Origin of the sequence: Archangium sp., assembly GCF_036389735.1 — a bacterium.
GTDB lineage: Bacteria > Myxococcota > Myxococcia > Myxococcales > Myxococcaceae > Archangium.
The window spans coordinates 1-10256 of sequence record NZ_DASVWK010000332.1; the positions used below are offsets into that span (position 1 = coordinate 1).

7 protein-coding genes are annotated in these 10256 nt (G+C 70.1%); all 7 read right to left on the reverse strand.

Annotated features, from left to right (window positions below; translation table 11 throughout):
- Positions 1 to 18: 18 nt before the first annotated feature.
- Positions 19 to 1314 carry an Omp85 family outer membrane protein gene (gene omp85, locus VF794_RS11635; protein WP_331109711.1) on the reverse strand — a complete coding sequence of 432 codons (1296 nt, stop codon included), beginning with the start codon at positions 1312 to 1314 and terminating at the stop codon, positions 19 to 21.
- A gap of 16 nt (positions 1315 to 1330) precedes the next feature.
- Positions 1331 to 2458 (reverse strand): DUF819 family protein, encoded by a 1128-nt coding sequence (locus VF794_RS11640; RefSeq protein ID WP_331109713.1) that lies wholly within the window; start codon positions 2456 to 2458, stop codon positions 1331 to 1333.
- Positions 2459 to 2460: 2 nt separating this feature from the next.
- Entirely contained in the window at positions 2461 to 3780 is a 1320-nt protein-coding gene (locus VF794_RS11645) for an aspartate aminotransferase family protein (protein ID WP_331109715.1), read from the reverse strand.
- Between the two features lie 44 nt (positions 3781 to 3824).
- Positions 3825 to 5507, reverse strand: a complete 1683-nt coding sequence (locus tag VF794_RS11650; protein WP_331109716.1) for an SAM-dependent methyltransferase — start codon at positions 5505 to 5507, stop codon at positions 3825 to 3827.
- Positions 5508 to 5640: 133 nt separating this feature from the next.
- Positions 5641 to 7452 carry an OmpA family protein gene (locus VF794_RS11655; RefSeq protein WP_331109718.1) on the reverse strand — a complete coding sequence of 604 codons (1812 nt, stop codon included), beginning with the start codon at positions 7450 to 7452 and terminating at the stop codon, positions 5641 to 5643.
- A 57-nt stretch (positions 7453 to 7509) separates the two neighbouring features.
- The gene (locus VF794_RS11660) at positions 7510 to 9114 is read right to left on the reverse strand and encodes a pitrilysin family protein (protein ID WP_331109722.1); all 1605 of its coding nucleotides are present in this window, start codon (positions 9112 to 9114) and stop codon (positions 7510 to 7512) included.
- The coding region (locus tag VF794_RS11665) for a pitrilysin family protein (protein ID WP_331109720.1) at positions 9114 to 10256 on the reverse strand (1143 nt) is incomplete at its 5' end. The genes VF794_RS11660 and VF794_RS11665, both read right to left, overlap by 1 nt.

Below are 10256 nucleotides of genomic sequence, written 5' to 3' on the forward strand. Positions count from 1 at the left end.
GACCCGAGTCCCCGCGTCTCAGAACAGGTGGTTGAAGTCCAGGTAGAACCCGGTCGTCCCATCGCGAGGGCTGACGCCGTAGTCGAGCCGGAGGATGAAGTTGTTCTCCCAGGCGATGCGCAGCCCGCCGCCCCCCCCGTAGCGCGGGAGCCCCGCGTCCAGGAAGCGCAGGTCCGACCAGGCCTGACCGGCGTCGAGGAACGCGACGAGGGTGAAGTCGAGCCGCTGCTGCCAGGGTGACACGGAGAGGAAGCGCCAGCGCAGCTCGCCGTTGGCCAGTGCCTTCACCTGCCCCTGGAGCCGGTTCTTCAGGATGCCGCGCGCGGTGTACACGCCCCCGAGGCCGCCCCAGCCATCGCGCCACTCCACGCCGCCGAGCGAGGAGAGCAGGAAGAAGGGCACGTCCCCACCCATGACGTCGACGAAGAGCCGCAGGGCGGCCACGAGCCGCTCGTGCCCGAGCGGGTGGTAGAAGCGCAGGTTGGCGGTGGCGCCCCAGTAGTCGAAGGCACTGCCCGTCACACCGGTGGCCCCACGCAGCGCGAGCTCGTGGAACATGCCGCGCACCGGGGCGGGCTCGTTGTCGCGCGTGTCCAGCAACAGGCCCGCGGTCACCTCCGCCGTACGGAAGGTCTCCGAGCCGACCGCGTCGCCCTCCAGCCCCGAGAGCAGTCCCGCCCGTGCGTCCTCCACGAGTCGCGAGTCCCGGGCCTGCCCCAGGTCGTCCGTGCCGTAGCGCGCCCGCACCGAGGTGAGTCGGAAGCGGTAGCCCAGCGCGAGCTGCCACGGGCCGCTCAAGGTGCGGCGCACGTTGAGCACCACGCTGGGCAAGGTGCGCTGCTCGAAGCTGTAGTAACGCAGGCCGCGGAAGTCCGGGTTGCCCGGGCACGCGTCCGGGTTCTCCTCCAGCGCCGTCCGGTCCTCGCACGAGGCGAAGGAGGGCACGTACTCCGTCGAGCCGCCGAGGCCGTAGTAGGGCGAGAAGCGGTCGTTGAGCAGGCTCACATCCCCCCCGAGCCGCCAGGGCGAGTCGAGGAAGCGCGGTGCGTCGAACATGAGGCGGTGCGAGGCCACGCCGCGCGTCGTCTGGAAGAACTGCGCCGTCAGGGCATAGCGGTAGGGGGCCTGGGTGCCGTCGCCCGAGTCCACCAGCAGCAGCCGCGCGCCGTAGCCGAGGCCCTCGTCGCTGTTGAAGTTGATGAGCGGCAGCCCCTGCACGCCCCAGCCCGTGCGCGGAGCGTCCTCCGCCCCTGCCGGGGCCGAGGCCAGCGCGGCGCACAGCACCACTGCCCACGTCATCCGAGTCGGGTGCATACGAGTCTCCGGTACGTCAGGGCCGCAGGAGCCAGGCCACGGCCAGTCCGAGGTAGGTGCCCACGGCGAAGCCCATGAGTCCGGTGGTGAGGCCGGACACCACCAGCTCGCGGTTGCGCAGGGCGCGGGCCACCGGGCCGATGAAGGCGGGGCCGAAGATGGTGGCGGTGGAGGTGATGAGAACGGTGTCCGCGTCGATGCGGAAGAGGGCGGCGAGGGCGAAGTGGAGCCCCACGGAGAGCGCCACCACGGCCGCGCAGAAGCCGAAGACGAACAGGCCCGTCTCGTGCAACTGCCTCGCGTCCGCCAGGGTACCGACGGCCACGCAGAAGACGAGCAGCGCGTAGTCCCCGAGCGCGTAGCTGCCCGGCAGGTGCCGCACGGCGGGGCGGAAGGACGCGGCCAGGGCCAGGGTGGTGATGAGCAGCAGCACGGCGGGCGCCTCCAGGCTGCCCAGTACCCACTGCGTCGCTCCGACGGACACGCCGACGATGGCGGCGGCCAGGAGGAAGGCCAGGGCCATGCCGCGCACCCGGGCCCAGGTGAGCCCCGAGGCCTGCTGGGCCTCCGCGTCCTCCGCGTCCTCCCAGCCGGTGGAGTTCGGAAAGCGCGGCAGGAAGACGAGGACGACCCGCTGCGCCACCGTCACCAGGAAGAGGAGGTAGGCGCTACAGACGACGATGTCCGCGGTGTTGAGGAGGATGAAGGTCTCCTCGCTCACCTTCAGCGCCAGCCCGACGGCGTTCATGTTGGCGGTGCCGCCCGTGTAGACGCCCACCAACATGCCGGACATCTTCCACCACTCGTCCGAGCGGTCGGCCACGGCGAGGCCCACGACCGAGGCGGCCACCATGGCGGACACGCACGCCAGGCCGAAGGACAGCAGCGTGGAGCGCGCCAGCCGCAGCCACCGGGGCACGTCCGTGGCGAAGAGGAGCAGGGGGATGGCGAGGGGCACGGCGACCTCGCTCACCGAGAGGCTCACCTTCGTCTGGAGCGCCAGCCCCGGCACGTTGCCCAGGATGATGCCGACGGCGTAGCACACCACCACCGGGCCCACCCAGGCCACCGGCTTGAGGTAGCGCGCGGCGAGCAGGGCGAGCCCCGGGAAGCCCACCAGGATGACGACTTGGAGGGGCCCCATGGCTATTCGCTGTACATCGCGTCCATGAACTGGAGGATGAAGCCGTCGGCTTCCTTGCGGTCGGGCATGGCGCCGAGCATGCCGTACATGGCGGCGCTGCCATCGGGGGCGGGCTCCCCGGAGGCGAGGCTCGCGGCGCACGCGCGCAGGTCGGCGAGGAAGGGCTCCACCACCGTGGCGTGGACGGGCGTCACCATGAGGTGGAGGGCGGGAGGCATCATCTGCCGGTCGAGCTTCCAGCCGCGCGCCTCCATGGCATCGCCCAGCGCGTACACGTCCAGGGTGTCCGAGGAGAAGGAGAAGACACTGAGCTGGGGCTGCCCCAGGAGCTTGAGCCCGGGGGTGGCGGAGATGCCCTCGCGCAAGGCGCGCGCGGTGTCGAGCACGGTGCGGCTCAGCTTCAGGTAGCCCTCCTCGCCGAGGTACTTGAGGATGGCCCAGGCCGCGGCGATGGCTCCCCCGGGGCGGGTGCCCGCCATGGAGGGCGAGGCGTAGATGCCGCCGCACCAGTCCGAGTAGGTGAAGAACTGGTGCCGGCGCAGCTCGGGCGTGCGGTAGAGGATGAGCGAGGCGCCCTTGGCGGCGTAGCCGTACTTGTGCAGGTCCGCCGAGAGGCTGGTGACGCCGGGCACGGCGAAGTCGAAGTCGGGAAGCTCATGCCCGAGCCGCCGGGCGAAGGGCAGCAGGAACCCTCCGAGGCAGGCGTCCACGTGGAAGAGGACGCCCTTCTCCTGGGCCATGGCGGCCAGCTCGGAGACGGGGTCCATCACCCCGTGCGGGTAGGCGGGAGCGGAGCCGACGACGAGCACGGTGCGCGGGCCGACGGCGGCGCGCATGGCCTCCACGTCCGCGCGGAAGTCCGGGGCGAGGGGCACGTTGACGGCCTTCACCCCGAAGTAGTGGGCGGCCTTCTGGAAGGCCGGGTGGACGGAGGCGGGCAGCACCATCTCCGGCTCGGTGATGCCGCGCTCGGCGCGAGCGAAGTCCCGGGCCGTCTTGACGGCCATGAGGATGGACTCGGTGCCTCCGGACGTCATGGTGCCGGCGGCGGTGTCCCCGTGGAAGAGCTCGGCCCCGATGGCGAGCACCTCGGCCTCGAAGCGGCGCAGGCTGGGGAAGGCCAGGGGGCTGAGGCCGTTCTCGGACATGAACTCCGTGTAGGCCTCGGCGAGCAGCCGGCGGATGTCCTCGCCCGCGTTGTAGACGAGGCTCCACGTCCTGCCTTCCCGCCAGTGGGCGTCCTCGGCGCGCAGCTCGCGCATTTGAGAGAGGACATCCTGGTGGCTCGAGCCCTGGGTGGCCAGGCGGGGACTCTTCGACATCGCGACTCCGGAGGTGGGGAAGAGGAAGGGCCCCGACTATAGCCTCACGCCTCGGAGGGCGTCTCCGGGACCTCCTCCTCCTCCTCGTCCTCCTTGAGCCCCTGCCAGCCTGGAGCCTCCATCTCGGCCAGCATCTCCTGGGCCTGGGTGAAGTCGGGGGACAGGGCCAGCGCCTGCAGGAAGCACTCCTTGCCTTGCGCGTCCTGCCCGAGGCGCAGCAGGCACATCCCCTTGTTGAAGTACGCGCTCGGCTCATCGGCGCACAGCCGCAGCGAGTGCTCGAAGAACGTCAGGGCATCCGCGGTCCGGTCCATCGCGTACAGCAGCGTTCCCAGGTGGAAGGCCAGGTCGTCCTCCCCCTCGAGGAGATAGCTCGCCTCCCAGACCTGCTGGATGGCCCAGCACACCTCGTGCTGAAGGGGCAGGCTCGCGGTCTCGATCTGCTCCATCAACGCCGGGAAGGCGTCCAGCAGCATGTCGGCGTCGAAGCGGCTCCAGCGCAAGGCGGCCAGGAGCTCCTCCAGCGACATCGCCTTGTAGGTCTGCTCCAGCCGCTTCAGGAGGGTGGAGTAGTCATCCGGCCCCAGGCGCTCGATGGCCTCCTCGTAGGCCAGCTCCGCCTCTCCATGACCGTCCGGCGGCTGGCCCAGGAGGAAGGCCCCCACGTGCAGGCTGGCGTGGCGGTGCATGGGGCGGAGCACCTGGCCGTCCCGGTTGCGGAAGTAGTGACCGATGGCGTCGTAGTTCACCATCAGCGAGAAGGCCCCACCGTGCCGCACCAGACCGATCCCGGGCCAGCGCTCGCTCAGCTCGTCCTGGCTGGCCTGCCCCTTGTCTCCGGAGAGCAGCAGCAGGCGGTCTCCCGAGAGCCGTTGCAGCCGGCGGATGCACCGCAGCGCCTCGGAGGGAATCTGGACCGTCGATTCGTCCAGTTGCTCCTGGTAGTGCTGCACGATGCGGTCCAGCTCCGGGTCCCCGTAGTACGTGCCCTCCACCGGACGGTCCTCGAAGGTCACCGTCACCCGATCCATGAGGTCGGGCGCATCCAGCTCCGGCTCGGGCTGAGGGGAGGAGATGGTGACGAGGCACTCGTGGAGGATGCCGTTGCTCAAGGTGAAGGCGTCCTGCGGAATGCTGTCGAAGAAGTAGTTGGCCACCAGCGCCAGCGGATTGCCCAACGACCCCGGCGCCAGCACGGTGCCACTGCGGCGGAGCACGAGCTGCTCGTCGTGCACGGCATCGAAGCGGGCGACGTCCAGCACGCCCTCCTCCATGAGCGGCTGGAGCCGGGGATGGGTCTGCCAGTACTCGATGTTGCGCTCCGACAGGTCCGTCATCACGTACCGGAAGCCCACGTCCCGGAGCTGGGACAGCGCGTGCAGCCGGCGGAAGGCGTCCAGGAAGTGGAAGGCGAAGCGCCCCGCGCCGCTGCCGAGCTCGACGAGGTAGAAGGGCTGGCTCGGATCCGGCGCGGCGAGCCGGCCTCCCGGTCCTCGAGAGCCCGCGCACCAGTCCCGCATCCAGCCGATCACCACCTGCGCATAGGCCCGGCCGATGACGGAGTTGCTGGTGATGAAGTTCGGGATGATGCCCTGGCGCCACGCATCGATGCCCTGACGCTCGTAGAAGGCGCGCTGGCAGCCCCAGATGAGGGAGCGGGACAGGCGCTGGCTACGCTCGAGGACGAATGGTTGCGGGCGGGGTTCATCCCCGGGCGATGTGGACATCTTGCCTCCGGGAAGCTGGGTGTAGTCCGCGCGGGGCGCAACGTCCCACCTGAGGTGGGGAGCGTCAAGCGAAGCCATTTCCCAGCTTCCCTGCATGCAGGGAGAGGGGCCGGTGTGGCCCCCCTCCGGACCTTCAGGGCTTTGCGTCGTCCTTCTTGGCGTCCGAGCCCTTGCCCTGGGGGGCGGGCACGGTGCGCTGGGGCGTCTCGATCTCCGACTTGATGAGGCGGAAGTCGACGCGGCGATTCTTGGCGCGGCCGAGCGGCGTGGCGTTGGTCGAGATGGGCTTGGACTCACCGAAGCCCTTGGCGCGCAGCCGGTGGGACTCGATGCCCTTGGAGATGAGGTAGTCCATGACGGACTGGGCGCGCCGCTGGGACAGGTTCAGGTTCAGCTTGTCCGAGCCCACGTTGTCGGTGTGGCCCTCGATGACGACGGGGCCGAGCTCCGGGTTGCGGGCGAGCACGACGCCCACCTCGTCCAGCAGCTTGAGGGACTGCTTCTGGATGGTGGCGGAGCCTGTCTCGAAGAGGATGTTGCCCTTGATGCGGATGCGGTCGGACTCGACGACCACGAGCGGGGGGTTGTCGATGGGGCAGCCATCGTTCTCGGGGGGGCCGGACTCCTCGGGGCACTCGTCGACGTTGTCGGGCACCTCGTCGCCGTCGGCGTCGGGGCAGCCGTCATAGTCCGCGGGGCCTGCCTTGTCGGGGCAGAGATCCTGACCGTCGGGCACGCCGTCGCCATCGGTGTCGAGGCAGCCCCCGTGGGCCTTGTCGCCGACGGTGTTCGGGCACTGGTCCTGGCCGTCGACGATGCCATCGCCGTCGTTGTCCGGGTCCGGGCAGCCGTCGGAGTCCTGGAAGTCGTCCTCGTCCTCGAGCTCGGTGGGGCACCTGTCGCGCGAGTCGGGGACCCCATCACCGTCGGAGTCGAGGAACGTCTCGTCATAGCGGAGGGCGAGGATGACGCGCAGGTCCTCGCGGCCGTAGCCGCTGCCCAGCGTCACGCCGCGGCCCACGTCCAGCTCCAGCCCCCAGCCCTGGTAGAAGCGGGCGCGCACGCCGCCGAGCACCTCCCAGGGCGTCTTGAGCGAGTCCGCCTGCTTGAAGTTGAAGGGGGCGGCGGTGGGGGTGGACAGGTGCATCTCGGCCATGGCCTGGACGTCGGTGAGGCGGCTGATGTCCGGCAGGTCCACGATGGCGCCGGCGCCGAGGGTGACTTCGTTGCCCACATAGAGGTTGAGGTACTGGGCGGGGCGGCGCAGGCGGACGCCCACGTTGCCGAGCAGGCGCAGCGGGCCGAAGGCGCGCTCCACGGCGAGCCGGGGGGCCACGAGCACGCTCCGCTCGCCGAGGAAGCTGTCGCCAGCGCCGGTGGGCAGGCGCACCTCGGCGGAGAGCGCGACGCCCACGGGGAACTCCTCGGGCAGGAGGAGGAAGGCGCGGGGCTGGAGCCGCACGTCGCCGAAGCCCCGGGCGCTCACGCCGGCGGCGCCGGGGAAGTCCTGGGCGTTCAACGCGTCGCGCAGGAGCTGGAAGTTGTCCCCCTGGACGAGGGTGAAGGGCACGTCCGCGGCGATCTCCAGCCGGCGGTGCAACTGCCAGGCGAAGAGCGCGTGCGCGTCGAGCCGGTAGGGCAACAGGTCGCCCAGCTTCTCGTCACCCAGCTTGAGGGCGAGGATGCCGCGGTTGTAGTCGAACAGCAGGGCGGCCCGGAAACTCCGGACTGGCTCGGGTGTGGCACCCTCGAGGGCGATGCCGCTCTTCTGCGCGGGCGTGGCCTTCAGCGGCACGGCGTCGAAGCCGCGCGTGAAGGGCTCGGGGTCCGCCCACGCCACGGCGCCAGCCAGCAGCAGGCTCACCACTGCGAGTCGGGTTGCTGCGCTTCGCAAGGACCGCTCCCAGGAGAGGCCCGGAAATCGGACCTCGATCCGTTGGCTCATACCACCCGCTCCCGGAGGGCGGAAGAAAACCCCCACGGGAGCGGCGACAGCCCAACGTTACTTCTCCATGAATGAGCGGGCGGGCACGACCTGGATGGCATCGGGCCGGACGGGCAGGGGCTGGGTGCCGAGGGCCTTGTCCTCGGTCAGCAGCTCCGGGGACTTGGGGGAGGCGTAGGAGATGGGCGAGGGCGGCTGCTCCTTGAGCAACTTCGCGAGCCCCTCGGCGTCCTGGGTGACGAAGGCGAAGTTGAGGGCCTCGGGGCGGAGCTGGCGGTGGAGGGCGGCCTGAACGGACTCGGGCGTCATCTTCGCGAGCGCGGCGCGGTACTGCTCCAGGAAGTCCGGTGTGCCATGGAAGAGCGAGTCGATGGCGTACCCGAGCCGGCGCTGGTCGGTCTGCTCCCACAGGCGGGTGTAGCCCAGGAGGAAGCCGCGGCTGAGCTCGAACCTGTCCTGGGGAATGCCCTGCTTCACCAGCCGGTCGAGGAAGTACACGACGCCTCGCGTGGCGAACAGGCCATTGCCGGGCACCACGGGGCGGATCCACAGGGTGATGTCCTGCTGGGTGCGCGCCACGTTGGTGCGGTTGTAGGTGGTGCCGGGCTGCTCGATGAAGTGCTCGGCGTAGGCGTAGTCGCCGTAATTGAGACCGCGCTTCTCGCGCAGCTCGGTGAAGAGGACGCCGGAGGACTGGCGGTGCTCTCCGAGGTACGAGAGGGCGAAGGCCACGGGGAAGAAGTCGGGGTCTCCCCGGCGCAGGGACGTGGCGTAGCCCATGGAGACGGCGGTGGAGAGGGTGGGCTTCTGCACCACGAGGGCGCGACCGCCGGTGGCGGGCACGGGCGGCAGCTCCACGCGCGGGGCACCGGTGGCCGGGAGCGCGGCCAGCCGCGAGACGACGGTCTTCTGGAGCGCCTCGTCCACGGGGCCCGCGAGGCCGATGACGAGCCGGTCCTGGGTAAAGACGCGCGCGGCGTGAGCCTTCACGTCCTCCAGGGTGAGGGACTCGAGCCCCTTCTCGGTGCCGCCCACGAAGTGCGCGTAGGGGTGGCCCTGGAAGAGAAGGGCGTCGAGCGCCACCTTGCCGAGCAGCTCGTCGTTCTCGCTGCGCAGCCCGTTGCGCACGCCGCTGAGGGCGCGGGCGCGGAGCCGCTCGAACTCCTGCGGCGAGAGGCGGGGCTTGAGGAGCACCTCGGTGAAGATGTCGAGGAAGCGCGGCAGGTGGTCCTTGTGGACGCGGCCGGAGAAGACGGTGAACTCCTTGTCGGTGGCGGAGGCCAGCTCGGCGGCCATGGGGAAGAGGGCCTCGAGGAGCTGGGCGGAGGTGAGGCTCTGCGTGCCGCCCTCGGCGAGGAGGTCCGCGGTGAGGGAGGTGAGGCCCTCCTTGCCCTGGGGGTCATCCACCGAGCCCGTGTGGAAGACGAGCCGGAAGCTGACGATGGGGCTGACCGGGTTGGCCTGGACGACGACCCGCATGGGCTCGGGCTTCTGGAGGGGCACCGCGGGGACGGTGGCCGGGGCCTGGGGCTCGGCGGGTGCCTGCACTTCGGCCTGGGGCGTGGGGGCCTCGGGCGCGGGCGCGTTCCGGGTCGTGGTGGCGCAGCCGCCGAGGCACAGCGAGACGGAGAGGACGAGGCAGCGGGACACGAGGGGGCGCATCACTTCTGACCTCCGGCCGTCTTGGGAGTGAAGGTGAGCTGGGTGCGGTTGGCGGCGGTGAGATACTTCTTGGCGAAGGTGACCAGGTCGGCTGGCTTCACCTCGGAGACCTTCTGGTGGTGGCGGGCGAGCGCATCCGGGGTGCCGTAGACGCCGGCGTACCAGGAGAGCTGGGTGGCCACGGACTTGGCGGTCTCCATGCCCATGAGGAGCCCATAGCGGGTGTTGCTCTTGATGGCCTCGACGCGACCGGCATCCACCTTGCCGGTGGCGAGTTCCCTCACGGCGGCATTGAGGGCGGAGCGGACGGCCTCGCGGTGGCCCTCTTCCTGGAGGATGGCCACGAGGCCGAAGAGGTGGGGGTCTCGGTGGATGGAGTAGTCGCCGTGGAGCTGCTGGGCGAGCTGCTTGTCCAGCACGAGCTCCTTGTAGAGCGGGCTGGTGGGCCCGACGAGGTAGTCGGCGAGCACCGTCTGGATGGCGGCATGGGAGGTGTCGAGCCGCGCGGCCGGGGTGCGCCAGGTGTGGAGGTGGCGGGGCTGGGTGCTCTGGGGCCAGTCGATGTGAACGGAGCGCTCCTTCGTCTGGGGAGGCTCTGCGGGCACGGTGACGGAGGCGCTCTTGCGGTCCCAGGGGCCGTAATGCTTGCGCACGACCTGCATTAGCGAGTCGTCGTTGAAGTCACCGACGATGACGAGCAGGACGTTGTCGGGGGTGTACCAGCGCTCGAAGAAGGTGCGGCTGTACTGGTAGGCCTGGGGCATGGCCTTGATGTCGTCGTAGTAGCCGAGCGTGGTGTGCCCGTAGGTGTGCTTCGTGAAGGCGGTGCGGGCCAGCTCCTCCTCGATCTTCAGGTACGGCTGGGCGGCGTTCTTGTGGTACTCGCCGAGCACGGCGAGGGCCTCGGTCTGGAACGAGGGCTCCGAGTACTCGAGGTTGCGGAAGCGGTCGGCTTCGATCTCCACCAGCTTCTCGAGGCCGGCGGTGGGGCCGTACGAGTGATAGACGGTGAGGTCATCGGTGGTGAAGGCGTTGTCGTCGTAGCCGTAGGTGCTGATGACCTTCTCGCGCTCGCCCTCGGGGAAGTTCTTCGTGCCCTTGAACATCATGTGCTCGAAGAAGTGGGCGAAGCCCGTCTTGCC